The organism is Enterobacter sp. GER_MD16_1505_Eko_090 (assembly GCF_003331015.1).
GTDB lineage: Bacteria > Pseudomonadota > Gammaproteobacteria > Enterobacterales > Enterobacteriaceae > Enterobacter > Enterobacter roggenkampii.
This window is the reverse complement of the sequence record NZ_PUQF01000005.1, coordinates 154,778-180,810: the sequence shown is the minus strand read 5'-3', so window position 1 is coordinate 180,810 and position 26,033 is coordinate 154,778. Positions and strand designations below refer to the sequence as shown.

24 protein-coding genes are annotated in these 26,033 nt (G+C 59.6%); 17 read left to right on the top strand and 7 right to left on the bottom strand.

Features of this window, described 5'->3' with window-relative positions:
* Positions 1–9: 9 nt before the first annotated feature.
* The 5 genes from nuoJ to nuoN all read left to right on the top strand — a co-directional run bounded on the left by nuoJ (position 10) and on the right by nuoN (position 5,771).
* A complete protein-coding gene (nuoJ, locus tag C6A40_RS07730; protein ID WP_008500212.1) occupies positions 10–564 on the top strand; it encodes an NADH-quinone oxidoreductase subunit J in 555 nt (184 codons plus the stop codon).
* On the top strand, positions 561–863 hold the full coding sequence (nuoK, locus tag C6A40_RS07725; protein WP_003861496.1) for an NADH-quinone oxidoreductase subunit NuoK: 303 nt from the start codon (positions 561–563) through the stop codon (positions 861–863). The genes nuoJ and nuoK overlap by 4 nt, the downstream gene beginning before the upstream one ends.
* Positions 860–2,701, top strand: a complete 1,842-nt coding sequence (gene nuoL, locus C6A40_RS07720; protein WP_023325763.1) for an NADH-quinone oxidoreductase subunit L — start codon at positions 860–862, stop codon at positions 2,699–2,701. Before nuoK ends, nuoL begins: the two co-directional genes overlap by 4 nt.
* A gap of 76 nt (positions 2,702–2,777) precedes the next feature.
* On the top strand, positions 2,778–4,307 hold the full coding sequence (gene nuoM / locus C6A40_RS07715; RefSeq protein WP_008500214.1) for an NADH-quinone oxidoreductase subunit M: 1,530 nt from the start codon (positions 2,778–2,780) through the stop codon (positions 4,305–4,307).
* Between the two features lie 6 nt (positions 4,308–4,313).
* Positions 4,314–5,771 (top strand): NADH-quinone oxidoreductase subunit NuoN, encoded by a 1,458-nt coding sequence (gene nuoN, locus C6A40_RS07710; protein WP_008500215.1) that lies wholly within the window; start codon positions 4,314–4,316, stop codon positions 5,769–5,771.
* Positions 5,772–5,871: 100 nt separating this feature from the next.
* Here the strand turns inward: nuoN and C6A40_RS07705 are convergent, their stop codons facing one another.
* Together C6A40_RS07705 and rbn are read right to left on the bottom strand one after the other, a co-directional pair.
* Positions 5,872–6,876 (bottom strand): chemotaxis protein, encoded by a 1,005-nt coding sequence (locus C6A40_RS07705; RefSeq protein ID WP_023312530.1) that lies wholly within the window; start codon positions 6,874–6,876, stop codon positions 5,872–5,874.
* Between the two features lie 64 nt (positions 6,877–6,940).
* Complete coding sequence (rbn, locus tag C6A40_RS07700) at positions 6,941–7,858, bottom strand: ribonuclease BN (protein WP_045334299.1); 918 nt, start codon at positions 7,856–7,858, stop codon at positions 6,941–6,943.
* Between the two features lie 71 nt (positions 7,859–7,929).
* On the opposite strand from rbn, the gene C6A40_RS07695 reads away from it, so the two are divergent.
* From C6A40_RS07695 to C6A40_RS07650, 10 genes are all read left to right on the top strand, one after another.
* The gene (locus tag C6A40_RS07695; protein ID WP_032663163.1) at positions 7,930–8,391 is read left to right on the top strand and encodes a GNAT family N-acetyltransferase; all 462 of its coding nucleotides are present in this window, start codon (positions 7,930–7,932) and stop codon (positions 8,389–8,391) included.
* 53 nt (positions 8,392–8,444) lie between these two features.
* On the top strand, positions 8,445–8,750 hold the full coding sequence (gene elaB / locus C6A40_RS07690; RefSeq protein WP_008500219.1) for a stress response protein ElaB: 306 nt from the start codon (positions 8,445–8,447) through the stop codon (positions 8,748–8,750).
* Between the two features lie 86 nt (positions 8,751–8,836).
* The gene (gene menF, locus C6A40_RS07685) at positions 8,837–10,132 is read left to right on the top strand and encodes an isochorismate synthase MenF (protein WP_045334301.1); all 1,296 of its coding nucleotides are present in this window, start codon (positions 8,837–8,839) and stop codon (positions 10,130–10,132) included.
* A gap of 88 nt (positions 10,133–10,220) precedes the next feature.
* Positions 10,221–11,891 carry a 2-succinyl-5-enolpyruvyl-6-hydroxy-3-cyclohexene-1-carboxylic-acid synthase gene (gene menD, locus C6A40_RS07680; protein ID WP_045334303.1) on the top strand — a complete coding sequence of 557 codons (1,671 nt, stop codon included), beginning with the start codon at positions 10,221–10,223 and terminating at the stop codon, positions 11,889–11,891.
* A complete protein-coding gene (gene menH / locus C6A40_RS07675; RefSeq protein ID WP_045334305.1) occupies positions 11,888–12,664 on the top strand; it encodes a 2-succinyl-6-hydroxy-2,4-cyclohexadiene-1-carboxylate synthase in 777 nt (258 codons plus the stop codon). The genes menD and menH overlap by 4 nt, the downstream gene beginning before the upstream one ends.
* Positions 12,661–13,518, top strand: a complete 858-nt coding sequence (gene menB, locus C6A40_RS07670) for a 1,4-dihydroxy-2-naphthoyl-CoA synthase (RefSeq protein ID WP_045334306.1) — start codon at positions 12,661–12,663, stop codon at positions 13,516–13,518. The genes menH and menB overlap by 4 nt, the downstream gene beginning before the upstream one ends.
* Positions 13,518–14,483 (top strand): o-succinylbenzoate synthase, encoded by a 966-nt coding sequence (gene menC / locus C6A40_RS07665; RefSeq protein ID WP_045334308.1) that lies wholly within the window; start codon positions 13,518–13,520, stop codon positions 14,481–14,483. The genes menB and menC overlap by 1 nt, the downstream gene beginning before the upstream one ends.
* Positions 14,480–15,841 (top strand): o-succinylbenzoate--CoA ligase, encoded by a 1,362-nt coding sequence (menE, locus tag C6A40_RS07660; RefSeq protein WP_045334310.1) that lies wholly within the window; start codon positions 14,480–14,482, stop codon positions 15,839–15,841. Before menC ends, menE begins: the two co-directional genes overlap by 4 nt.
* Positions 15,842–15,965: 124 nt before the next feature.
* The gene (locus C6A40_RS07655; RefSeq protein ID WP_045334312.1) at positions 15,966–16,505 is read left to right on the top strand and encodes a YfaZ family outer membrane protein; all 540 of its coding nucleotides are present in this window, start codon (positions 15,966–15,968) and stop codon (positions 16,503–16,505) included.
* A gap of 94 nt (positions 16,506–16,599) precedes the next feature.
* Positions 16,600–17,799 carry a nicotinamide mononucleotide deamidase-related protein YfaY gene (locus C6A40_RS07650; protein WP_045334314.1) on the top strand — a complete coding sequence of 400 codons (1,200 nt, stop codon included), beginning with the start codon at positions 16,600–16,602 and terminating at the stop codon, positions 17,797–17,799.
* 33 nt (positions 17,800–17,832) lie between these two features.
* On the opposite strand, the gene glpC is transcribed toward C6A40_RS07650, so the two are convergent.
* Genes glpC through glpA form a run of 3 tightly spaced genes read right to left on the bottom strand, consistent with a single transcriptional unit; the run spans position 17,833 to position 21,855 of the window.
* On the bottom strand, positions 17,833–19,023 hold the full coding sequence (gene glpC, locus C6A40_RS07645; protein ID WP_045334316.1) for an anaerobic glycerol-3-phosphate dehydrogenase subunit GlpC: 1,191 nt from the start codon (positions 19,021–19,023) through the stop codon (positions 17,833–17,835).
* A complete protein-coding gene (glpB, locus tag C6A40_RS07640; RefSeq protein ID WP_045334318.1) occupies positions 19,020–20,237 on the bottom strand; it encodes a glycerol-3-phosphate dehydrogenase subunit GlpB in 1,218 nt (405 codons plus the stop codon). Before glpB ends, glpC begins: the two co-directional genes overlap by 4 nt.
* Positions 20,227–21,855: an anaerobic glycerol-3-phosphate dehydrogenase subunit A gene (glpA, locus tag C6A40_RS07635; protein ID WP_114191254.1), complete on the bottom strand. Its 1,629-nt coding sequence runs from the start codon at positions 21,853–21,855 to the stop codon at positions 20,227–20,229. The genes glpB and glpA overlap by 11 nt, the downstream gene beginning before the upstream one ends.
* Before the next feature lie 251 nt (positions 21,856–22,106).
* On the opposite strand from glpA, the gene glpT reads away from it, so the two are divergent.
* Together glpT and glpQ are read left to right on the top strand one after the other, a co-directional pair.
* Positions 22,107–23,459, top strand: coding sequence for a glycerol-3-phosphate transporter (gene glpT, locus C6A40_RS07630; protein WP_021241541.1), 1,353 nt, complete (start codon positions 22,107–22,109; stop codon positions 23,457–23,459).
* An 11-nt stretch (positions 23,460–23,470) separates the two neighbouring features.
* Positions 23,471–24,532 carry a glycerophosphodiester phosphodiesterase gene (gene glpQ, locus C6A40_RS07625; protein ID WP_045334321.1) on the top strand — a complete coding sequence of 354 codons (1,062 nt, stop codon included), beginning with the start codon at positions 23,471–23,473 and terminating at the stop codon, positions 24,530–24,532.
* 83 nt (positions 24,533–24,615) lie between these two features.
* Here the strand turns inward: glpQ and yfaE are convergent, their stop codons facing one another.
* Positions 24,616–24,870, bottom strand: a complete 255-nt coding sequence (yfaE, locus tag C6A40_RS07620; protein WP_008500234.1) for a class I ribonucleotide reductase maintenance protein YfaE — start codon at positions 24,868–24,870, stop codon at positions 24,616–24,618.
* A complete protein-coding gene (nrdB, locus tag C6A40_RS07615) occupies positions 24,870–26,000 on the bottom strand; it encodes a class Ia ribonucleoside-diphosphate reductase subunit beta (RefSeq protein WP_008500235.1) in 1,131 nt (376 codons plus the stop codon). The genes yfaE and nrdB overlap by 1 nt, the downstream gene beginning before the upstream one ends.
* Between the last annotated feature and the right edge of the window lie 33 nt (positions 26,001–26,033).

Sequence of the window (26,033 nt, the reverse complement as noted above, 5' to 3'; positions counted from 1 at the left end):
GAGAGGGCAATGGAATTCGCTTTTTATATCTGTGGCCTTATCGCCATCCTGGCTACGCTGCGAGTGATCACGCACACCAACCCGGTGCATGCGCTGCTGTACTTAATCATCTCGCTGCTGGCTATTTCCGGGGTGTTCTTCGCACTGGGCGCGCACTTCGCCGGTGCGCTGGAAATCATCGTCTACGCCGGGGCCATCATGGTGCTGTTCGTGTTCGTCGTGATGATGCTGAACCTGGGCGGCTCTGAAATCGAGCAGGAACGTCAGTGGTTAAAACCGCAGGTGTGGATCGGCCCGGCAATTTTGTCGGCCATCATGCTGGTGGTGATCGTGTACGCCATTCTGGGTGTTAACGATCAGGGCATCGACGGCACGCCGATCGGCGCTAAAGAGGTCGGTATTACGCTCTTTGGCCCATACGTTCTGGCGGTTGAACTGGCCTCCATGCTGCTGCTGGCAGGTCTGGTTGTGGCCTTCCACGTTGGCCGCGAAGAGCGTGCTGGCGAGGTGCTGAGCAACCGCACTGACGACCGCGCGAAAAGAAAAACGGAGGAGCGCGCATGATCCCCTTAACACATGGACTGATCCTCGCTGCGATTTTATTCGTTCTGGGTCTGACCGGTCTGGTTATCCGCCGCAATCTGCTGTTTATGCTGATCGGGCTGGAAATCATGATTAACGCCTCCGCGCTGGCCTTCGTGGTCGCCGGAAGCTACTGGGGCCAGACCGATGGTCAGGTGATGTACATTCTCGCCATCAGCCTTGCGGCTGCCGAAGCGAGTATTGGCCTGGCGCTGTTGCTGCAGCTCCATCGTCGCCGCCAGAATCTGAACATCGATTCAGTAAGTGAGTTGCGTGGATGAACATGCTTGCCTTAACCATTATTTTTCCGCTGATTGGCTTCGTGCTGCTGGCGTTTTCTCGCGGCCGCTGGTCTGAGAATCTGTCTGCAACCGTCGGCATGGGCTCTGTTGGCCTGGCCGCGCTGGTGACAGCGTATGCGGGTATCGACTTCTTTAACAACGGGCGTCAGCCTTTCAGCGTGCCGCTGTGGACCTGGATGTCGGTCGGTGATTTCAACATCGGCTTCAACCTGGTGCTGGATGGCCTCTCGCTGACCATGCTTTCCGTGGTCACCGGCGTTGGCTTCCTGATCCACATGTTCGCCTCCTGGTATATGCGCGGTGAAGAGGGGTACTCCCGCTTCTTCGCCTACACCAACCTGTTTATCGCCAGCATGGTCGTTCTGGTGCTGGCTGATAATCTGCTGCTGATGTATCTGGGCTGGGAAGGCGTGGGCCTGTGCTCTTACCTGCTGATCGGTTTCTACTATACCGATCCGAAGAATGGCGCAGCGGCCATGAAAGCGTTCGTCGTGACCCGCGTGGGTGACGTCTTCCTCGCTTTCGCGCTGTTCATTCTTTACAACGAACTGGGCACGCTGAACTTCCGCGAAATGGTTGAACTGGCGCCAGCGCACTTCGCCGCAGGCAACAACATGCTGTGGTGGGCAACGCTGATGCTGCTGGGTGGTGCCGTGGGTAAATCCGCGCAGCTGCCGTTGCAGACATGGCTGGCCGACGCGATGGCGGGTCCAACCCCTGTCTCCGCGCTGATCCACGCTGCGACCATGGTTACCGCCGGTGTGTACCTGATTGCGCGTACCCATGGCCTGTTCCTGATGACTCCGGAAATTCTGCACCTGGTGGGTATCGTCGGTGCGGTCACGCTGGTGCTGGCAGGCTTTGCCGCGCTGGTGCAGACCGACATCAAGCGCGTACTTGCGTACTCCACCATGAGTCAGATTGGTTACATGTTCCTCGCGCTGGGCGTTCAGGCCTGGGACGCGGCCATTTTCCACCTGATGACGCACGCGTTCTTTAAAGCGCTGCTGTTCCTCTCATCCGGTTCGGTGATTCTGGCCTGCCATCACGAGCAGAACATCTTCAAAATGGGCGGACTGCGTAAGTCCATCCCGCTGGTGTATGTCTGCTTCCTGGTGGGCGGCGCGGCGCTGGCGGCACTGCCGCTGATCACCGCGGGCTTCTTCAGTAAGGACGAAATCCTTGCGGGTGCCATGGCGAATGGTCATATCAATCTGATGGTTGCGGGTCTGGTCGGTGCGTTCATGACCTCCCTGTATACCTTCCGTATGATTTTCATCGTATTCCACGGTAAAGAACAAATTCACGCTCACGCAGGGAAGGGGATTACCCATCACCTGCCGCTGATTGTGCTGCTGGTACTGTCCACCTTCGTTGGCGCGATGATTGTGCCTCCGCTGCAGGGCGTACTGCCAGACACCACCGAGCTTGAGCACGGTCGCGTTCTGACGCTTGAAATCACCTCCGGTGTGGTCGCTATCGCGGGCATCCTGATCGCAGCATGGCTGTGGCTGGGCAAACGTACGCTGGTCACTGCCGTGGCCAACAGTGCGCCGGGCCGTCTGCTGGGCACCTGGTGGTACAACGCGTGGGGCTTCGACTGGCTGTACGACATGATCTTCGTTAAGCCGTTCCTGGGCATCGCGTGGCTGCTGAAGCGCGACCCGCTGAACAGCCTGATGAACATCCCGGCGATCCTTTCCCGCTTTGCAGGCAAAGGCCTGCTGTACAGCGAGAACGGTTACCTGCGCTGGTATGTGGCGTCCATGAGCATCGGTGCGGTTGTCGTGCTGGCGCTGCTGATGGTGTTGCGTTGATCGTTAAGTGAATTTTATTCGAATTCGTTGAAAATCAGGCCCCTGCTGGGGGCCTTAAAAAGGAATGTAAATCGCCATGTTACTACCCTGGCTAATATTAATTCCCTTCATCGGCGGCTTCCTGTGCTGGCAGACTGAACGCTTTGGCGTGAAGATGCCGCGCTGGATCGCGCTGATCACCATGGGATTGACGCTCGCGCTTGGCCTGCAACTGTGGTTGCAGGGCGGTTACTCACTGACCCAGTCTGCGGGCATTCCGCAGTGGCAGTCTGAGTTCATCCTGCCGTGGATCCCACGTTTCGGCATTACGATCCACCTGGCGATTGACGGTCTCTCACTGCTGATGGTGGTGCTGACCGGCCTGCTCGGCGTTCTGGCGGTACTTTGCTCCTGGCGAGAAATCGAAAAATACCAGGGCTTCTTCCACCTGAACCTGATGTGGATCCTGGGCGGCGTGATCGGCGTGTTCCTTGCCATCGACATGTTCCTGTTCTTCTTCTTCTGGGAGATGATGCTGGTGCCGATGTACTTCCTGATCGCGCTGTGGGGCCACAAGGCGTCCGACGGTAAAACGCGTATCACGGCGGCAACCAAGTTCTTCATCTATACCCAGGCGAGTGGTCTGGTGATGTTGATTGCCATTCTGGCGCTGGTGTTTGTTCACCACAACGCGACCGGCACCTGGACCTTCAACTACGAAGACCTGCTGAAGACCCCAATGTCGCACGGCGTAGAATACCTGCTGATGCTGGGCTTCTTCATCGCCTTCGCGGTGAAAATGCCGGTGGTTCCGCTGCACGGCTGGCTGCCAGACGCGCACTCTCAGGCGCCAACGGCGGGTTCTGTTGACCTGGCGGGCATCTTGCTGAAAACCGCGGCCTACGGTCTGCTGCGCTTTGCACTGCCGCTGTTCCCGAACGCCTCCGCAGAGTTCGCACCGATTGCCATGTGGCTGGGTGTGATCGGTATCTTCTACGGTGCCTGGATGGCCTTCACCCAGTACGACATCAAGCGTCTGATTGCCTACACCTCCGTTTCCCACATGGGCTTCGTGCTGATTGCTATCTACACCGGCAGCCAGCTGGCGTACCAGGGTGCGGTGATCCAGATGATTGCGCACGGTCTGTCCGCAGCCGGTCTCTTCATCCTGTGCGGCCAGCTGTACGAACGTCTGCACACCCGCGACATGCGTATGATGGGCGGTCTGTGGAGCAAAATTAAGTGGCTGCCAGCGCTCTCCATGTTCTTCGCGGTGGCGACTCTGGGGATGCCGGGCACCGGTAACTTCGTCGGCGAATTTATGATTCTGTTCGGCAGCTTCAAAGTGGTACCGGTGATTACCGTGATCTCCACCTTTGGTCTGGTGTTCGCTTCCGTCTACTCGCTGGCGATGCTGCACCGCGCTTACTTCGGTAAAGCGAAGAGCGAAATTGCTGCACAAGAACTGCCGGGGATGTCGCTGCGTGAGCTGTTCATCATCCTGCTGCTGGTCGTACTGCTGGTGCTGCTGGGCTTCTTCCCGCAGCCGATTCTGGATACCTCGCACAGCGCGATGGGCAATATCCAGCAGTGGTTTGTTAATTCTGTTTCTACTACAAGGCCGTAATTCGCCATGACAATAACTCCACAACAACTGATCGCGCTGCTACCGCTGCTGATCGTCGGATTGACGGTGGTGGTTGTGATGCTCTCCATTGCGTGGCGACGCAATCACTTCCTGAATGCCACGCTGTCGGTCATCGGCCTGAACGCCGCGTTAGTCTCACTCTGGTTTGTTGGCCAGGGTGGGGCGATGGACGTCACCCCGCTGATGCGCGTTGACGGTTACGCCATGCTGTATACCGGTCTGGTGCTGCTGGCGAGCCTGGCAACCTGTACCTTTGCGTACCCGTGGCTCGAAGGCTACAACGACAACAAAGAAGAGTTTTACCTGCTGGTTCTGATTGCCGCGCTGGGCGGCATTCTGCTGGCGAATGCGAACCACCTGGCCGCGCTGTTCCTCGGCATTGAGCTGATCTCTCTGCCGCTGTTCGGTCTGATTGGTTACGCCTTCCGCCAGAAGCGCTCGCTGGAAGCAAGCATCAAGTACACCATCCTGTCTGCGGCGGCGTCCTCGTTCCTGCTGTTTGGTATTGCGCTGGTGTACGCACAGTCCGGTAACCTCTCCTTTATGGCGCTCGGCAAGAGCCTCGGTGACGGCATGCTGCATGAGCCGCTGCTGCTGGCGGGTCTGGGCATGATGATTGTTGGCCTTGGCTTCAAGCTCTCGCTGGTCCCGTTCCACCTGTGGACGCCAGACGTCTACCAGGGTGCACCGGCTCCGGTGTCGACCTTCCTGGCGACGGCGAGCAAAATCGCCATCTTCGGGGTGGTGATGCGTCTGTTCCTGTACGCGCCGGTGGGTGACAGCGAAGCGGTTCGCGTGGTGCTGGGCATCATCGCGTTCGTCTCCATCATCTTCGGTAACCTGATGGCGCTGAGCCAGACCAATATCAAGCGTCTGCTGGGCTACTCGTCTATCTCTCATCTGGGCTACCTGATGGTGGCGCTGATTGCGCTGCAGAGCGGTGAGATGTCGATGGAAGCCGTGGGCGTCTATCTGGCCGGCTACCTGTTCAGCAGCCTCGGCGCCTTCGGCGTGGTGAGCCTGATGTCCAGCCCGTACCGTGGTCCGGATGCCGATTCACTGTTCTCTTACCGTGGTCTGTTCTGGCACCGTCCGATCCTGTCCGCCGTAATGACCGTGATGATGCTCTCTCTGGCCGGTATTCCGATGACGCTCGGCTTTATCGGTAAGTTCTACGTGCTGGCCGTCGGTGTGCAGGCGCACCTGTGGTGGCTGACCGCGGGCGTGGTGATCGGCTCCGCGATTGGTCTCTACTACTACCTGCGCGTGGCCGTGAGCCTGTACCTGAGCGCACCTCAGCAGCTCAATCGTGATGCTCCAGGCAACTGGCAGTACAGCGCTGGTGGTATCGTGGTACTCATCTCCGCGCTGCTGGTGCTGATCTTCGGTATCTATCCGCAACCGCTGATTGATATCGTGCAGCGCGCGATGCCGCTGATGTAAAAACAAAAAACCCGCCTCGGCGGGTTTTTTTATTGCCCAGCGTCGCTACGCTTGCAGGGCCTACGGGTTTTGTAGGTCGGGTAAGCGTAGCGCCACCCGACTAAGCCAGCTGTTTACGGCTAATCAACGGCCCGTCAATCTTCTTCATCGAGCGGTCCAGCACTTCCTCAATCACCGACGACAGCTCGTTCAGCTCAAACTTCGCGACGTACCCGTCGGCCTTCACCTTGCGAATATGGTCTTCGTTGGCGTTGCCGGAAAGGGAAGAGTGGATCACCACCGGAATATCCTTCAATACCGGATCGGTTTTGATTTTGCGCGTCAGCGTAAAACCGTCCATCTCCGGCATTTCGAGGTCGGTCAGCACCAGCGCGATCTTATCGGTGATCGGCACGCCCTCAGCCTGTGCCTGTGCGGCCAGCACGCCAATTTTTTCCCACGCGTCTTTGCCGGTGATGTGCAGCTGCGCTGGGATCTCCATCGCCTGCAGACCTTTCTCCAGCATCGAACGCGCCACTTTGGAATCTTCCGCCACAATCGCGACCGCGCCCGGCTTGATATGGAATTTGGTGGTCTTCAGATTGGTGGCGTGCAGATCGTGGTTGGCCGGGGTGATGTCATACAGGATCTGCTCAACGTCCAGCACCATCGCCAGATCGTTGGTATCCGTTTTCTCATCCAGGCAGGCAATGCTGGTGATATAGCGACCGCTGACGGCGGTTTCCGCCGCGTGCACCTGCTTCCAGTCCAGACGCATGATGTTCTCAACCGACTCCACGGCAAACGCCTGCACGCTGCGTGCATATTCGGTGATCAGCAGGATATTCAGCCCGGTGGTGGGCTTACAGCCCGCCACGGCGGCCAGGTCAATCACCGGGATCACCTGATCGCGGATATTCACCATTCCCATCAGCGGTGATTTCATCCCGGCGGGTTTCGTGAACTCCGGCATCGGCACAATTTCACGCAGCTTAAAGACGTTAATGCCAAACAGCTCAGATTTATTTTCGTTAAGAGAGGTGCCAAGACGGAACAGCAACAGTTCAAAACGGTTCGACAGGGTCAGATTCGCCCTGTCATCAATATCTTTCTGGAAATTATCCATTCTACCCTCGAGAGAAATGCTGACCTTTTAATCGTTATCGGCATCCTGAGGGAAAAATGAAGGACTAAACGCTGACCTGAGCGAAATCTTCGGCCAGCTCACATTCCGGGAACAGCGCGCGGCACTCTGCCAGCAGCTTTTCACAGCCCCGCGCGTCGTAGCGCGAGCTGACGTGGGTGATGATGAGCCTCCCGACGCCCGCGTCACGGGCTAGCTGCGCCGCCTGACGCGTGGAGCTATGGCCCCGGCCGTTGGCTTTCTCTTCCATCGCCGTTTCAAGCGTCGCTTCATGCACCATCACGTCCACGCCCTGGGCAAGCGTGAGCGCCGCCCGGCACGGGGCCGTGTCGCCAAAGATCGCCAGCTTCTTGCCGGGCTGCGGTGCGGCGAGATAATCCTGCCCATTGATGACGCGCCCGTCCTCCAGCGTGACGGTCTCGCCGTGCTTCAGGCGCTGGAACAGCGGCCCGGGTTTTACGCCATCGGCCATTAGCGCGGCGGCATCCAGCGCGCCGGGTTTGTCATGCGCTTCAACACGGTAGCCATAGCATTCCACAGGATGATTGAGCGGCTGAACGCTTACCTTATAATCGCCGTCATCGAAAACCAGGCCTTCGCTAATCTCAACCACCTCCAGCGGATAATCGGTCCACGACCCGCTCAGGCGCAGCGTGGTTTCAACAAATTCACGAATACCCGCAGGCCCGTAAATCGTCAGCGGGTTGGCGTTACCGGCCATCGAGCGGCTGCACAGCAGGCCGGGAAGGCCAAACAGATGATCGCCATGCAGATGGGTGATAAAAATTTTATCCAGCTTGCCGGGGTGATAAGCGGTGTGTAGCAGCTGATGCTGCGTCCCTTCACCGCAGTCAAACAGCCACAGCCCGCCGCGGGTGGGATGCTTAAGATCCAGCAGAATTGCCGTCACGTTTCGTGAGCGGGTTGGCACGCCAGCGGACGTACCCAGAAAAATCAGTTCCATAACGCAATCAGCCCTTTGCCGAACGGGGAGGGGTTTAGTATAACGTGATGAACCCCAGGAAGGAGAAAGAGATGATCCAGTGGCAAGATTTACACCATAGTGACCTCACCGTTCATTCACTTTACGCCCTGCTGAAACTGCGCTGCGAAGTGTTTGTGGTTGAACAGACCTGCCCGTATCAGGACATCGACGGCGACGATCTCGTCGGCGAGAACCGCCATATCCTTGGCTGGCGGGATAACGAGCTGGTGGCGTATGCGAGGATTCTGAAAAGCGAGGACGAATTCGAGCCTGTCGTGATTGGTCGGGTCATCATCAGCGGCAAAGCGCGCGGTGAAAAACTGGGCTATCAGCTGATGGAGAAAACGCTGGAGGCATGCCAGAAACAGTGGCCGAACAAGGCGTTATACCTGGGCGCACAGGCGCACCTGCAGTCCTTCTACGGCCACTTTGGTTTCGTGCCGGTCACCGAAGTATACGACGAAGACGGCATTCCCCACGTCGGCATGGCGCGGGAAGCGAAGCAGGCGTAATGGCGAGTCGTTGGCTATAGTTAGCGAACTGGTGTACTAACATGGAGAAAAATATGTCATTTCAATCCTGGGATACCCGTATCGACGACGACCTGGCCTTACTGAGCGAAACGCTGGAAGAGGTGTTACGTTCCTCGGGCGACCCTGCCGATCAGAAATATATTGAGCTAAAAGCCCGTGCCGAACAGGCGCTTCATGAAGTGAAAAACCGCGTCAGCCATGCGTCTGATACCTACTACTACCGCGCCAAAAAAGCGGTGTATCGTGCCGATGATTACGTGCATGAAAAACCGTGGCAGGGTATTGGCGTGGGGGCTGCCGTAGGCCTGGTACTGGGGCTGCTGTTGGCCCGTCGTTAAGCCGCTTAACCACTCCCTATACGTGGGTACTGCTATTTATTGCCAGTACCCCGTATAATACGAGGTTTTAACAGGGAGAGGTTCGCGTGAATTCGATTTTCCTCGCGCTGGAGCAATTGCGTACCCAGCTTTCGCAAGCGTTACCCGCAACGCCCGGCATACGTCATTTCGACGTCTCTTTCCCGTTAAACGATGCCTTCGACCCTCTCGCCTGGCTTGGGGCGCAGCAGTGCTATCCGCAGTTTTACTGGCAGCAGCGTAACGGCGATGAAGAGCTGGCCGCGCTGGGGGCGGTTATCACCTTTTCCTCTCTGGCGTTAGCCACGCAGTTTTTGCGCGAGCAAAACGCGGCAGGTGATACCCGCATCTGCGGCCTGAACGCCTTTAATCCGGAGCAGGGCAGCCTCTTTTTACCGCGACTGCTCTGGCGACGTACCGCCGGCACCGCTACGCTGCGTCTGCAGCTGTGGAGCGATTATTCACTTCAGGAAGATGCCCATGCCGCGCGGGATTTTTTACAGCAGCTCCAGCCAGCCAGGCCTATCCGTCCGCTGGCCGTTCAGGTTGAGCACGAAAACCATCAGCCTCAACGGGCCGAATGGCTGAAACTTGTCCGCAGGGCGACCGAAACCATCGCGCGCGGTGATTTTGAAAAGGTTGTCCTTGCGAGGGCCACCGATCTTCAGTTTACACAGCGCATTAACCCCGTCGCGCTGATGGCGGCCAGCCGCGCCCTCAATTTACATTGCTATCACTTCTGCATGGTATTCGACGCCAGCAACGCGTTTCTCGGCTCGACGCCCGAGCGTCTCTGGCGGCGACGCGGCACGCTGCTGCGCACCGAAGCGCTGGCGGGCACCGTCGCCAGCCATACCGATGATAAAAAGGCGCAGCGTCTGGGCGAGTGGCTGCTGAACGACGATAAAAACCAGCGCGAAAATATGCTGGTCGTGGAGGATATCTGCCAGCGTCTTCAGCACTCTACGCAGACGCTTGAGGTACTGCCCCCCCAGGTGGTGCGCCTGCGTAAGGTGCAGCATTTGCGCCGCTGTATCTGGACCGAGCTCAAACAGGCCGACGACGAGCAGTGCCTGCATATGCTACAGCCGACGGCGGCCGTTGCCGGTTTGCCGCGACAGCCTGCGCGCGAGTTTATTCAGAAGGTTGAGCCCTTTAACCGCGAGTGGTACGCCGGTTCGGCCGGGTATTTATCGCCTGACCAGAGTGAGTTCTGCGTGGCGCTGCGTTCAGCCCGCGTCCATGAGGACTCGCTGCGGCTCTATGCCGGCGCCGGTATTGTCAGCGGATCTGACCCGGAGCAGGAGTGGCAGGAGATTGAAAACAAAGCGGCCGGATTGCGCTCTCTGCTCCTAAGGGATTAATACTGAATCGCGCAATCCCGATTCACATCAAAATTCCAATTTTTTCTATTATTTATACTGTGTCGCATTCTTGATACCGGACAATCTCATGTCAGTAAGTTCTTTTAACCGACGCTGGGCGGCGGTGATCCTTGAAGCCCTGACGCGCCATGGCGTCAGGCACGTGTGTATTGCACCGGGTTCTCGCTCAACGCCGCTGACGCTGTCGGCCGCCGAAAACCGGGCGTTGATTCACCACACCCACTTTGATGAGCGTGGCCTCGGGCATCTCGCGCTGGGTCTGGCGAAGGTCAGCAAAGAACCCGTGGCGGTGATTGTCACTTCCGGTACTGCCGTGGCGAACCTCTATCCGGCTCTGATTGAAGCCGGGTTAACCGGTGAAAAGCTGATTCTGCTGACGGCCGATCGTCCCCCTGAGCTTATCGACTGCGGCGCCAATCAGGCCATCCGTCAGCCGGGACTCTTTTCTTCGCATCCTTCGCAGACGATTTCGCTGCCCCGTCCCACCCAGGATATTCCGGCAAGCTGGCTGGTCTCCACCGTCGATCATACCATGGAGACGCTGCGCGGCGGGGCGCTGCATATTAACTGCCCGTTTGCCGAGCCGCTGTACGGCGAGCTGGACGATACGGGTCTTGACTGGCAGCAGACCCTCGGTGACTGGTGGCAGAGTGAAAAACCGTGGCTGCGCGAGCAGACGCACCTTGAGAGCGCGAAGCAGCGCGACTGGTTCTTCTGGCGGCAGAAGCGCGGCGTGGTTATCGCCGGGCGCATGAGCGCTGCCGAAGGCAAGCTGGTCGCCGAATGGGCGCAAACCCTGGGCTGGCCGCTGATCGGCGACGTGCTTTCCCAGACCGGGCAGCCGCTGCCGTGCGCGGATCTCTGGCTGGGTAATGCCAAAGCGGTCACCGAGCTGTCGCAGGCGCAGATTGTGGTCCAGCTTGGATCGAGTTTAACCGGCAAGCGGTTACTGCAGTGGCAGGCCACCTGCACGCCGGACGAATACTGGCTGGTGGACGCGCTGGAAGGGCGTCTTGACCCGGCGCACCATCGCGGTCGTCGTCTGGTCAGCCGTATCGACGCCTGGCTGGCGCTCCATCCGGCTGAAAAACGCAAACCCTGGGCGGTTACCCTCCCGGACCTGTCGCGCCAGGCGTGGGAACTGACCCATGCGCGCTGTGAAGCGTTCAGCGAGGCCGGGCTGGCGCACCGTATTCGCCAGTACCTGCCCGAGCAGGGGCAGCTGTTTGTCGGCAACAGCCTGGTCGTGCGGCTGATTGACGCCTTTTCGCAGCTGCCCGCGGGCTACCCGGTGTACAGCAACCGTGGTGCCAGCGGCATCGACGGGCTGATCTCTACGGCGGCGGGCGTGCAGCGCGCCAGCGCAAAATCGACGCTGGCCATCGTGGGGGATCTCTCCGCGCTCTACGACCTCAACGCGCTGGCGCTGCTGCGTCAGGCGTCTGCCCCGTTCGTGCTGATTGTGGTTAACAACAACGGCGGGCAGATTTTCTCCCTGCTGCCCACGCCGCAGAGCGAGCGCGAGCGCTTCTATCTGATGCCGCAGAACGTGCAGTTCGAACATGCCGCGGCAATGTTCAGCCTGAAATACCATCGCCCGGAAAGCTGGGAACAGCTGGATGCGGCGCTAAGCTCCGCCTGGAAGCAGCCCGGCGCGACGCTGATTGAGCTGGTGGTGAACGAGGCTGACGGTGCGCAGGCCCTGCAAAGCCTGCTGGCGCAGGTGAGCCAGCTGTGATCCTCTCGGGCGTGCAGCAGGCTGGAAAACCAGGCTATCCCTGGCTGGTCTTTTTGCACGGTTTTTCCGGCGATTGCCGCGAGTGGCAGGGTGTTGGTGAGCGGCTTTGCGATTACCCCAGGCTGTATCTGGATCTGCCGGGACACGGCGGATCCCGGAATCTGGGCGTGACGGGCTTCGACGAGATGAGCGCGTTGCTTACCCGAACTTTTATTAGTTACAACATACTGAAATTCTGGCTCGTCGGGTACTCCCTCGGCGGCCGCATTGCGATGTTCCATGCCTGCCAGCAGCCAAAGGGGCTATTGGGCGTGACGGTAGAAGGCGGCCATCCGGGCCTGCAGGATGCCGATGCGCGACAGGCGCGGCTGGCATCCGACCGCCGCTGGGCGACGCGTTTTCGCAGCGAACCGCTGGAAAAGGTATTCGCTGACTGGTACCAACAGCCCGTGTTTGCCTCCCTGACGGACGCCCAGCGCGACGCGCTGATTACCCTGCGCAGCCAGAACAACGGCGCGGCGCTGGCGATGATGCTCGAGGCGACGTCGCTGGCCGTGCAGCCCGACCTGCGTACCGCGTTAAGCGCACGTGATTTCACTTTTGATTATCTCTATGGCGAACGTGATGAGAAGTTTGCGGCCCTTGCTGCGGAGCTGAACGCCGTCTGCCATGCAATTCCCAACGCCGGACACAACGCCCACCGGGAAAACCCCGACGCGGTTGCCGCGAGTCTGGCTCAGATACTGCGTCTTCGAATAAAGGACACTCTATGATCTATCCTGATGAACACATGCTTTACGCCCCGGTTGAATGGCAGGACTGCTCCGAAGGCTACACCGACATTCGTTACCACAAATCCACCGACGGTATTGCCAAAATCACCATCAACCGCCCGCAGGTGCGTAACGCCTTCCGTCCGCTGACCGTGAAAGAGATGATTCAGGCCCTGGCGGATGCGCGCTATGACGACAACATCGGCGTGATTGTCCTGACCGGCGAAGGCGAGAAAGCGTTCTGCTCCGGTGGCGATCAGAAAGTGCGCGGCGACTACGGCGGATACCAGGACGATACGGGTACGCACCACCTGAACGTCCTCGATTTCCAGCGTCAGATCCGCACCTGTCCAAAACCGGTGGTGGCGATGGTGGCGGGCTACTCCATCGGTGGCGGCCACGTGCTGCACATGATGTGCGACCTGACCATTGCCGCTGAAAACGCCATCTTCGGCCAGACCGGCCCGAAAGTGGGATCTTTCGACGGCGGCTGGGGTGCCTCCTACATGGCGCGCATCGTCGGGCAGAAAAAAGCCCGTGAAATCTGGTTCCTGTGCCGTCAGTACAACGCGCAGGAAGCGCTGGATATGGGCCTGGTGAATACCGTGGTGCCGCTTGCCGATCTCGAAAAAGAGACCGTGCGCTGGTGTCGCGAAATGCTGCAAAACAGCCCGATGGCGCTGCGCTGCCTGAAAGCGGCACTCAACGCCGACTGCGACGGTCAGGCGGGTCTGCAGGAGCTGGCGGGCAACGCCACCATGCTGTTCTACATGACCGAAGAGGGTCAGGAAGGGCGCAACGCGTTTAACGAAAAACGCCAGCCAGACTTCAGCAAATACAAACGGAATCCGTAATGCGTCGCGCGCAGGTTTACCGCTGGCAGATACCGATGGACGCGGGCGTGGTGCTGCGTGAACGGCGGTTAAAAACCCGTGACGGCTTCTTCGTGCATCTGCAGCAGGGCGAGCGGGAAGGCTGGGGCGAGATTTCGCCTCTGCCTGGCTTTAGCCTCGAGTCGCTGGAGGATGCGCAGGCTGCATTGCTGGCGTGGGCGGACGCGTGGCGTGAGGGCGAGAACCCGGCGTTACCGGATGTCCCTTCCGCGGCCTTTGGTATCAGCTGCGCGCTGGCGGAGCTGGACGGCAGCTTGCCAGAAGCCGGGAATTACCGCGCGGCACCGCTCTGTACAGGGGATCCGGACGAGCTCTTCGCGCTGCTCTCTGCTATGCCGGGCGAGAAGGTCGCGAAAATCAAAGTCGGGCTTTATGAAGCGGTGCGTGACGGCATGGTCGCCAACCTGCTGCTGGAGGCGATCCCCGATCTGCATCTGCGTCTGGACGCCAACCGCGCCTGGACGCCGCTTAAGGCGCAGCAGTTTGCAAAGTACGTCAATCCGGCGTACCGCAGCCGCATTGCCTTCCTCGAAGAGCCGTGCAAAACCCGCGACGATTCGCGCGCGTTCGCCCGCGAAACGGGGATTGCCATCGCCTGGGATGAAAGCCTGCGCGAGGCCGATTTTGAATTCGCTGCCGAGCCCGGCGTCAGCGCGGTGGTGATTAAACCGACGCTGACCGGCAGCCTGGCGAAAGTGCGCGAGCAGGTCGCGGCGGCGCACGCCTTAGGGCTGACGGCGGTCATCAGCTCGTCGATTGAGTCCAGCCTTGGGCTAACCCAGCTGGCGCGCATTGCCGCCTGGTTAACGCCTGACACGGTCCCCGGCCTCGACACGCTGAACCTGATGCAGGCTCAGCTTCTTCGCCCGTGGCCGGACAGCGCGCTGCCGTGCCTCGACGTCGCGGCGCTGGAGCCGTTGCGATGAGTTTTACCGACTGGCCGTGGCGGCACTGGCGTGCGCAATTTGCCGATAAACCGGCTCTGAGGCTGAACGACGAGGTGCTCAGCTGGCAACAGCTGTGCGCGCGCATCGACAGCCTTGCGGCGGGCTTTCACCGTCAGGGCGTGGAGGAGGGCGACGGCGTGCTGCTGCTGGCCCATAACCACCCGCACACCCTGCTGGCGTGGCTGGCGCTGCTCCAGTGCGGGGCGCGTATTCTTCCCGTTAATCCGCAGCTGCCGCGCCCGCTGCTGGACGTGCTGCTCCCGCAGATGACGCTGCGCTTTGCGCTGGTGCTGGACGGCAGCTACGACGGCCTTCCTGCCCTGAGCATGCGCGAGTTCGCCGATGCGTATTGCGCTGCGTGGCAACCGGCGCGGCTGGCCTCCATGACGCTGACCTCAGGCTCCACCGGGCTGCCGAAAGCGGCGGTCCATACCTGCGAGGCCCATCTTGCCAGCGCGCGCGGCGTTTTGGCGCTGATGCCCTACGGTGAAGATGACGACTGGCTGCTTTCGCTGCCGCTGTTTCACGTTTCCGGCCAGGGGATTTTATGGCGCTGGCTGCAGGCTGGCGCGCGGTTAACCGTGCGCGAGAAACAGCCTCTGGAGCAGGCGCTGTGCGGCTGCACCCACGCCTCGCTGGTGCCAACCCAGCTCTGGCGTTTGCTGAATGCCCACCAGCCTGTCGCACTGAAAGCGGTGCTGCTGGGCGGGGCGGCCATCCCTGTGGAATTGACCGAACAGGCGCGAGAGCAGGATATACGCACCTTCTGCGGCTACGGTCTGACCGAGTTCGCCTCTACCGTCTGTGCGAAAGAGGCCGACGGCGAGCCGGACGTGGGCTATGCGCTGCCGGGCAGAGAGGTGCAGGTCGTTAACGGTGAAGTCTGGATCAGAGCGCAAAGCATGGCCTCAGGCTACTGGCGGGACGGCGCGCTGATACCGCTGACCAACGCGCAGGGCTGGTTTGCCACTCGCGATCGCGGGGAATGGCATGACGGCCGTCTGACGATCCTCGGCCGCATGGATAACCTCTTTTTTAGCGGCGGAGAAGGGATCCAGCCGGAATCGCTCGAGCGCGTTATCGCCACGCACCCGCAGGTTAACCAGGTGTTTATCGTTCCGCTGGACGACGCTGAGTTCGGGCAACGTCCGGTGGCGGTGGTGGAGTGCGAGCCGGGAACGGATATCACCACTTTACCCGACTGGGTCAGGGACAAGGTGGCGCGTTTTGAACAACCCGTCCGCTGGCTGCTTTTGCCGACCGAACTCAAAAATGGCGGCATTAAAGTTTCGCGCCGCGCGCTGCAGGAGTGGGTGAACGCAACGCTGAAGGGATAATAGCCGTTTCAAATAGTTACAATCTACTGGCCTGCCGCACGCAGAGTGCTTGATCCCCGGAAGACCCAGGTTAAAATCTCGCGGTTTTGGGACTTCTCTATAAAAATTGTGCGGGATCACGACAATGAAAAAAGTGGCATTACTGGGCCTCGGCCTGATGGTTGTATCTGCGGCGGCGAACGCCATTAGCATTAACGGCTCGGCGGGTCAGGATTATACCCACCTGGGCTTCGGCATGGGTACCGAGACATCCGGTCTGGCGATGACCGGCGGCTGGACGCATAACGATGACGACGGCGACGCGGCTAGCCTCGGCCTGGGCCTCAACGTTCCTCTGGGCCCGTTCCTGGCGACCGTCGGCGGTAAAGGTATCTATACCAACCCAAATGACGGTGACGAAGGATATGCGGCGGCAGTGGGCGGCGGCCTGCAGTGGAAAATTGGCGACAGCTTCGGCCTGTTTGGCGAGTACTACTACTCTCCAGATTCCCTCTCAAGCGGTATCGACAGCTATGAGGAAGCCAACGCCGGCGCGCGCTGGACCATCATGCGTCCAATCACCATCGAAGCAGGCTATCGCTATCTGAACCTGGCCGGTAAAGACGGCAACCGCGACAACGCGCTGGCCGACGGTCCATACGTGGGCGTGAGCGCAGGCTTCTAATCTCTCCGGCGCGGCATGCTGTCGCGCCAGTTTCTCCTCTTCTCCACCCCGCGTTTGCGCTATAGTGTTTTGACCAAATAAGCGGGAGAACACAATGATTAACGTGGAGATGTTATCCACCGGCGACGAAGTGCTGCATGGACAAATTATTGATACCAATGCTGCCTGGCTTGCCGATCTTTTCTTTGAGCAAGGATTACCGTTAACGCGCTGCAATACGGTGGGCGACAATCTTGAGTCACTGGTCGCTGTTCTGCGCGAGCGCAGTGAACAGTGCGACGTGCTGATTGTGAACGGCGGGCTCGGCCCCACCAGTGACGATCTCAGTGCCCTGGCCGCCGCGACCGCAAAAGGCGAAGGGCTGGTGCTGCATGAGGCGTGGCTCTCGCAGATGGCGCGTTTTTTCTCCGAACGTGGCCGCGTCATGGCCCCCAGCAACCGCAAACAGGCTGAAATTCCCGCCAGTGCTGAACTGGTCGATAACCCGGTCGGTACCGCGTGCGGGTTTGCCATGCAGCTGAACCGCTGCCTGATGTTCTTCACGCCGGGCGTGCCCTCAGAATTTAAAGTGATGGTCGAGCAGCAGATCCTGCCGCGCCTTCGCCAGCGTTTTACCCTGCCGGAACCCCCGCTGTGCCTGCGTCTGACCACGTTTGGCCGTTCGGAAAGCGATCTGGCCCAGAGCCTCGATCACCTCTCACTCCCGCCGGGCGTCTCCATGGGCTATCGCTCCTCCATGCCGATCATTGAGCTTAAGCTGACCGGACCGGCCACCCAGAAAGAGGCGATGCTGGCGCTGTGGCCTGAGGTGCAGCGCGTAGCGGGTGAAAGCCTGATCTTTGAAGGCACGGAAGGGCTACCGGCGCAGATTGCGAAGCATCTGCAGTCGCGTCAGCTGAGCGTGACCTTAAGCGAACAGTTCACCGGTGGCCTGCTGGCGCTGCAGCTGTCGCGCGTCAACGCGCCGCTGCTGGCCAGCGAAGTGGTGCCGTTCCAGCAGGAGACTCTGGCGCAGACCGCCCGCTGGGCGTCCGAGAGAAGGGTGAAGCATTTTGCCGGTCTGGCGCTGTTTGTCGGCGGGCTGGATGAGGAATACCTCAACTTCGCGCTGGCGACGCCCGAGGGCACCCACGCCCTGCGGGTAAAAATGAGCATTACCCGCCACAGCCTGGCGGTGCGTCAGGAGGTGTGCGCCATGATGGCGCTGAACATGCTGCGCCGCTGGCTGAATGGCAAAGAGGTGGCCAGCGAGCACGGCTGGATTAACGTGGTTGAATCGCTGTTCGTGGAGTAACGCCTGTGCCGGGGCCTTTCGCCCCGGCCATGTTCACCCGAGCGCCTTTGCCAGCAGCGTAATCGGATGCTCGCAGCGCTTGCTGGTGGACATCTCAATCTGCCACTTGCAGGTTTCGCAGTCCGTCACCACGATATCCGCGCCGCTCTCCTCAATCTGACGGAACAGCGGAGCGCCGATCGCCTGCGACGTTTCGTAGTTTTCACGCTTAAAGCCGTAGGTTCCCGCAATCCCGCAGCAGCGTGAATCCAGCACCGTCAGCTCCAGCCCCGGAATTAACCGCAGCAGCTCAAGCGTATAGAGTGACCAGCCCATTTTTTCCATATGACACGGCGTGTGGTACACCACTTTCAGGGGTAATTTCCCCAGCGGCAACGTCTGTCCGCTGTCCAGCTTGCGCCACAGGAAGCGCGTCGCCAGCTCGATGTGCTCGCGCAGGCCGGTGTTGTCCACGTCCAGCAGATGCGGATACTCGTCGCGCAGGGTGAAGGTACAGGTGGATGAGGTCGCCAATACCGGTATGCCTTTCTCGACAATCGCCTCGCGCAGGGAGGTGACATTGCTTTGAGCCTGCCTGCGCGCTTTATCGGTAAACCCGTTGGCAATCAGCGGCACGCCGCAGCACTTTTCTTTATTCAGTAGCTGAACGCCCGTTCCCATGGCGTTCAGCACCTTCAGCAGATCTTTACCCAGCTGCGGGTGGTTGTAATTCACGTAGCAGCCGTGGAAAAAAGCCACCTGTTCGGCAAATTGCGCCTGCTCTGCCGCCACGGATTTATACCAGTGACGGAACGTACCGTGAGAATATTTTGGCAGGCTGCGGTGATGGTCAATCTTCAGCGTGGCATCCAGCAGCTGGCGCACCGGCTTGAGAGCGGTCGCGGCATTCACCAGCGGGGCAAACGGCGTCGAGACGCTACCCATCAGATCGGTATGGCTCAGAATCGCGTCCCGCAGCGACGGCTTTTGCGTGCTGTAGCGCGCCCGGGCGCGCTGGATAATATCGCCGATTTTCACATCCGACGGGCAGGCGACTTCGCAGCGTTTGCAGTTGATGCAGTATTTCAGCGCTTCATCGTACAGCTTGCCGTCCTTCAGGCGCAGACGCTCGCCGTCCGGCCCGGCCTGTTTAGGCCCGGGATAGCGTGGGTTGACGCCGCTGACCGGGCAGACGGTGGTACACACCGTGCATTTGATGCAGCTTTCAAAACGGGTATCGTTCATTGTTCAGCCTCCGTGCGCTGGCTAATCTGCTCTGCCACATACAGCGCCGTGACGGCGCAGACTCCGCCACCGCATCCCTGGGTAATGGGATCGTACCCGCCCAGCAGCGAGCCGATGGCAAAGAGATTACTGACGGGCTTACCGGCAAGCTGCGGATGCAGGTGGTTATCGACAATCACGCCGAACTGCTGCCAGGGCTGCGGCGAGAAGAAATCACTCTGATACCAGTCCGCGCGGGAGGCTCGCTGGCGAACATCCAGCCCCATAATGGCTTCCCGGATGCCCTCCCGGCTGCTCAGCAGCCCGTTGCTGAAGAAGCTGCCGCTTGCCAGCACCGTATAGCGGGCGCGAAGTGGAATATCGTCGTGGTTGCGCGTCCAGATTTCGCTCACCGCGCCGTCCGTCAGGGTGATTTTTTTCACCTCATCACCGGCCATCCAGACGCCACCCTGCGCAACAAACTGGCGCTGGAGCTGGGTATGCAGGCGAATACCCGGTACGGAAGGCGGCAGCGTGGGCAACAAACCGAGCGTGCAGGGCAGACGGTCTGAGAGCCAGCGCCAGAGTCGGTTATCGTTCAGGCCAAAGCACGCGGGCATCAATAGCACATCGCATCCTGCCGCAAGCGGGCTGATCGCCTCATACAGCAGCGGCCATTTGTCCTCGTTATCCAGAAAACGGGCGATATTCACCGCGCGAAATTCGCTCGGGTTATCGCGCAGGACATCAAGCTCAGGCAGCTCTATCTCTGCCGTTTCGGCGTTAACGCCCTGGCGACAAAGTGACGCCGCCGCGAGATGGGGCTGAAAATCCAGAAAGCCGCTAATCCCTACCACCCGCACGCGTCCCGCGTGAATGGGGGCAACGGGCACTTCCTCCGGGCTGAGCCAGGCGGAACGCAGGGTGCCTAGCGGCGTAACGCGCTGGTGATTGAACCTGGCGCTGCCCTGCAGACGCGCGCCGCACTCCGCCAGCAGCGCTTCGGTTTCCAGCGCAAAGCGGTCAATATGCTGTGCGCCAACCAGGTGATACGGGTGCTCCGGCGGCAGCTTATCGCGGTACGCTTCGTCCACCAGATCCAGCGAGCCCGACGAGAAGTGCAGGGCGCTCTGCCCCCGGGTGATAATGGCGCAGCGCAGCCCCTGCTTCGTGAGCTTAATGCCGCAGAGCAGGCCCGCCAGCCCGCCGCCGACAATCACGGTATCAAATTTCATCGTGTTGCTCCTTCTCCAGACCGCAAAGCCCCTGGTAGACCCAGCGGGTAAATTCACTTTCACGCAGGGCATCGCCCCAGGCGACAGGCTGAATGCCTTTCCAGCGCTCGTTTAAAAACGCGCTGAGCTGATCGAGCGACTGGGTGGCTGTGGTGGTATGAAAGCGCTGCAGCAGCCCCGCAGCACGGCAGGCGCACAGCTCGCCCTGACAGGTGCCCATTCCGACGCGGGTGCGGCGGCGGAGATCGAGCAGGCTGTTGACCGTCAGGTTCTCCACCGCGTACTGCACTTCACCGGCCGTCACGGCTTCGCACTCGCACACCAGGCTGCGGCTCAATCTTCCTTCACCAAGCCACGGTGGCGTTCTGTCGCCGTGGCGGTATACCGCGGACCCGCGCAGCGGCGCGGGCAGGGAGATGATTTTCTGCAGCGTTTTTTCGGTGGACTGCCGCGATCCCGGCAGCGGCTGTTCTGCCGTGACGCACGGCTCGGTATTTCCGAGCTTGCGGCAGACGGCATCGGTCGCCCACTCGGCCATCAGGCGATAGGTCATCAGCTTGCCGCCGGTGATGGTGATAAACCCGTCCATGCCGTCGCGCGCGGCGTGATCGAGCAGCACGATGCCCCGGCTGACGTTCCGTCCGCTCGGGTCGTTGTCGCTGGCGACCAGCGGACGCACGCCCGCGTAGGCGCGCAGAATGCGCGTCTGGGCCATCACCGGGGCCAGTTTTTCCCCTTCGCGCAGCAGGATGTCGACCTCTTCGGCGGTCACGCGGTTGTAGTCTATCTCGCTGTAGTCCACGTGCGTTGAAGTCGTACCGATTAACGAAATGGTGTCGCCCGGAACGAGGATATCGGCGTCAGACGGCTTGCGGCAGCGGTTAATCACGTGGTTGTTGATGCGGTGGTCGAGGATCAGCAGCGAGCCTTTCGCCGGGAACATGCGCACCGACAGGTCCGCATATTCCGCAATCCGCTGCCCCCAGATCCCCGCCGCGTTAACCACTACGGCGGCATACAGCTCGCCGTGCTCGTTGTACTGCGTATCAAACACCCGCACCCCACAGATGCGATGACCTTCGCGAATAAGCCCGGTCACTTCATGTCCGGTCAGAATGCGTGCGCCATGCTCACGGGCGTCCAGCATGTTGGCGGCGGTCAGGCGGAACGGATCGACGGTACCGTCAGGGACTTTCACCGCGCCGATAAGCGCCGGGTTGACCGACGGTTCCAGCCGCCGCGCCAGCGCCGGATCCATGGCCTCCGCCTGAATGCCCGCGGCAGTGCAGGCGGTAATAAAGGTGTCCTGAAAGGCGAGGTCATCTTCGGGAAGGGTAATAAAGAGGCCGTCGGTCGGCTCAATGCAGTGGCGTGCGATACGCTTGAGGATCTGGTTTTCAGCAATACATTCGCGCGCGGATTCCGCGTCGGTGACCGCATACCGGGCGCCGCTGTGCAGCAGGCCGTGGTTCCGTCCGGTTGCGCCCGTGGCGATATCATGGCGTTCCAGAAGCGTAACGCCTAAGCCGCGAAGGGCGCAATCGCGCGCGATCCCGGCGCCGGTTGCGCCACCACCAATGATTATCACATCACTATAACGAGGATCGTGACTGGTCATTGTTTACCCTCTATGTTCGTTTTTTATCATTTAGCCATAGTAATTTTGTGGTTTGTTTGATTTCGAACATAAACGCGCGGAATTCGAAAGTGAAACGTGATTTCATGCGCTTTTTTGCGCATTCTGTCATATTTCTGTAACAATCTGTGCGTTGATTCACAGTAACAATCACCGTGATTTCTTAACATCCCCGCCTCTGGAATTCAGGTGCGAGCCACCTGCTCACTCATTTCAAGGCCACGGAGGCTGTTATGCTCAGTATCTTCAAACCTGCGCCCCACAGGGCGCGTCTGCCAGAGGCAGAAATAGATCCGCTCTATCGCCGTCTGCGTTGGCAAATCTTCCTGGGGATCTTCTTCGGGTACGCGGCGTACTACCTTGTACGTAAAAACTTCGCGCTCGCCATGCCGTATCTGGTAGAGCAGGGCTTCTCCCGCGGCGATCTGGGGTTCGCGCTGTCGGGGATATCCATCGCCTACGGTTTTTCCAAATTCATCATGGGTTCCGTGTCGGATCGCTCGAATCCGCGCGTGTTCCTGCCTGCCGGTCTGATCCTGGCGGCAGCGGTGATGCTGTTTATGGGCTTTGTGCCATGGGCAACCTCCAGCATTGCCATCATGTTCGTGCTGCTGTTCCTCTGCGGCTGGTTCCAGGGAATGGGGTGGCCGCCGTGCGGACGCACCATGGTGCACTGGTGGTCGCAGAAAGAGCGCGGCGGCATCGTGTCGGTGTGGAACTGCGCCCATAACGTGGGCGGCGGTATTCCGCCGCTGCTGTTCCTGCTGGGGATGGCCTGGTTCAACGACTGGCACGCGGCGCTCTACATGCCTGCCTTTGGTGCCATTCTGGTGGCGATTATTGCTTTCGCCCTGATGCGCGATACGCCGCAGTCCTGCGGCCTGCCGCCGATTGAAGAGTACAAAAATGACTATCCGGATGATTACAGCGAGAAGCACGAAGAAGAGCTGACCGCGAAGCAAATCTTCATGAAGTACGTCCTGCCGAACAAGCTGCTGTGGTACATCGCGGTCGCCAACGTGTTCGTTTATCTCCTGCGCTACGGCATCCTCGACTGGTCTCCGACCTACCTGAAAGAGGTGAAGCACTTCGCGCTGGATAAATCCTCCTGGGCGTACTTCCTGTATGAATACGCCGGTATCCCGGGCACCCTGATTTGCGGCTGGATGTCGGACAAGGTGTTTAAGGGCAACCGCGGTGCGACGGGCGTCTTCTTTATGACCCTGGTGACCATCGCGACGGTAGTGTACTGGCTCAACCCGCCGGGAAATCCGGGTGTGGATATGGCCTGTATGATCGTCATCGGCTTCCTGATTTACGGTCCGGTGATGCTGATCGGTCTGCACGCCCTGGAACTGGCGCCGAAGAAAGCGGCGGGAACGGCGGCGGGCTTTACCGGCCTGTTCGGCTACCTCGGCGGTTCGGTCGCGGCGAGCGCCATCGTGGGCTATACCGTTGACTTCTTCGGCTGGGACGGCGGCTTTATGGTGATGATCGGCGGAAGCGTGCTGGCGGTACTGCTGCTGGTTGTTGTGATGATCGGTGAAAAACGTCACCACGCGGAAGTGCTGGCGCGTCGTCAATAAGGAGCTTTGCGATGAAATTAACTCAGTTAGCAACCGGCCTGCTGCTGGCGGGCCTGATGACAGGCTCCGCGCTGGCGGCGGATAAAATCGTTATTGCCCACCGCGGTGCGAGCGGCTATCTGCCAGAGCATACGCTGCCGGCAAAAGCGATGGCCTATGCGCAGGGGGCGGATTACCTGGAGCAGGATCTGGTGATGACGAAGGACGACCAGCTGGTCGTCCTGCACGACCATTATCTTGACCGCGTGACGGACGTGGCAGAGCGTTTCCCGGATCGCGCCCGCAAAGATGGCCGCTTCTACGCCATTGACTTCACGCTGGCGGAGATCCGCTCCCTGAAGTTTACCGAAGGCTTCGAGATTGAAAACGGCAAGAAGGTGCAGGTCTATCCGGGACGTTTCCCGATGGGCAAATCTGACTTCCGGATCCATACCTTCCAGGAAGAGATTGAGTTTGTTCAGGGACTGAACCACTCCACCGGTAAAAACATCGGCATCTACCCGGAAATCAAAGCCCCATGGTTCCACCATCAGGAAGGGAAAGACATTGCCGCGAAGACGCTGGAGGTGCTCAAACAGTACGGCTACACCAGCAAGCAGGACAAAGTCTACCTGCAGTGTTTTGACGCCGCCGAGCTGAAGCGCATCAAAACCAAGCTGGAGCCGAAGAGGGGGATGGATCTCAATCTGGTGCAGCTGATTGCCTATACCGACTGGAATGAAACCCAGGAGAAGCAGCCGGACGGCAAGTGGGTGAACTACAGCTACGACTGGATGTTTAAGCCGGGTGCGATGAAGCAGATTGCGCAGTACGCCGACGGCATCGGGCCGGATTACCACATGCTGGTGGCGGAAGGCTCAACGCCGGGACACGTGAAGCTGACGGCGATGGTGAAAGAGGCGCATGCCAGCAAGATGCAGGTGCATCCGTACACCGTGCGTGCAGACCAGCTGCCGCCGTATGCCACGGATGTAAATCAGCTTTATAAGGTGTTATATAACCAGGCGGGCGTGGACGGACTGTTTACGGATTTCCCGGATAAAGCGGTGAGCTTCCTGAAGGATAAACGCTGAAATTGCCGGGTGGCGGCTGCGCCTTACCCGGCCTACGAACTGCGGTTTTGTAGGTCGGGTAAGCGAAGCGCCACCCGACACCATCACATCTCGATTTCGATATCGCCTTTTGCCCGGCAGCAGCAGGGCAAAATTTCCCCTTCGTTGATAAAGGCCAGCGGTTCGGTCAGCCAGTCCACCTGGCCGGCGACCAGACGGCAGCGGCAAGAGCCGCAGTAGCCGGAACGACACTGGTACTCTACTTCGACCTGATGCGCCTCAAGCGCCACCAGCAGAGAAGGGTGCTCTTCCCGACACAGTACCTCAGTGCCGGAAAGACTTAACGTGACGCGTGACATCAGAGCTGGAAGTCGCTCAGGTCGTCGGTGTTGACTTCAGAATCAATCTGACCGACCAGATAAGAACTCACTTCCACTTCCTGCGGCGCAACCTGCACGTTATCGGACACCAGCCAGGTGTTGATCCACGGGATAGGGTTAGAGCGCGTCTGGAACGGCAGGTCGAGACCGACCGCCTGCATGCGGATGTTGGTGATGTACTCAACGTACTGGCACAGGATGTCTTTGTTCAGGCCAATCATGGAGCCGTCGCGGAACAGGTAGTCTGCCCACTCTTTCTCCTGCTGAGCCGCCAGCACGAACAGGTCGTAGCACTCCTGCTTGCACTCTTCGGCGATTTCCGCCATCTCCGGATCGTCCGTGCCGCTGCGCAGCAGGTTCAGCATGTGCTGGGTGCCGGTCAGGTGCAGGGCTTCATCGCGGGCAATCAGACGGATGATTTTGGCGTTGCCTTCCATCAGCTTGCGCTCGGCAAAGGCGAAGGAGCAGGCGAAGCTGACGTAGAAGCGGATCGCTTCCAGCGCGTTAACGCTCATCAGGCACAGGTACAGCTGTTTTTTCAGCGCGCGCAGGTTCACTGTGATGGTTTTACCGTTCACATGGTGAGTGCCTTCGCCCAGCAGGTGCCAGTAGCTGGTCATCTCGATCAGCTCATCATAATAATGGGCAATGCCTTCCGCGCGCTTCTGGATCTGCTCGTTGGTGACGATATCGTCAAACACCACCGCCGGATCGTTCACGATGTTGCGAATGATGTGGGTGTAAGAGCGGGAGTGGATCGTCTCGGAGAACGCCCAGGTTTCCACCCAGGTTTCCAGCTCAGGAATCGAGATCAGCGGCAGCAGCGCCACGTTCGGGCTACGGCCCTGAATGGAGTCCAGCAGCGTCTGGTACTTCAGGTTGCTGATGAAGATATGTTTTTCGTGATCCGGCAGAGACTGGTAGTCAATACGGTCGCGGGAGACGTCCACTTCTTCCGGACGCCAGAAGAAGGAGAGTTGCTTTTCAATCAGCTTTTCGAAGATGTCATATTTTTGCTGATCGTAGCGTGCCACGTTGACCGGCTGGCCGAAGAACATCGGCTCTTTGAGCTGGTCGTTTTTCGTCTGTGAAAAGGTGGTATATGCCATGAGTGTGTCCTAAAAACGTAGGCCGGGTAAGCG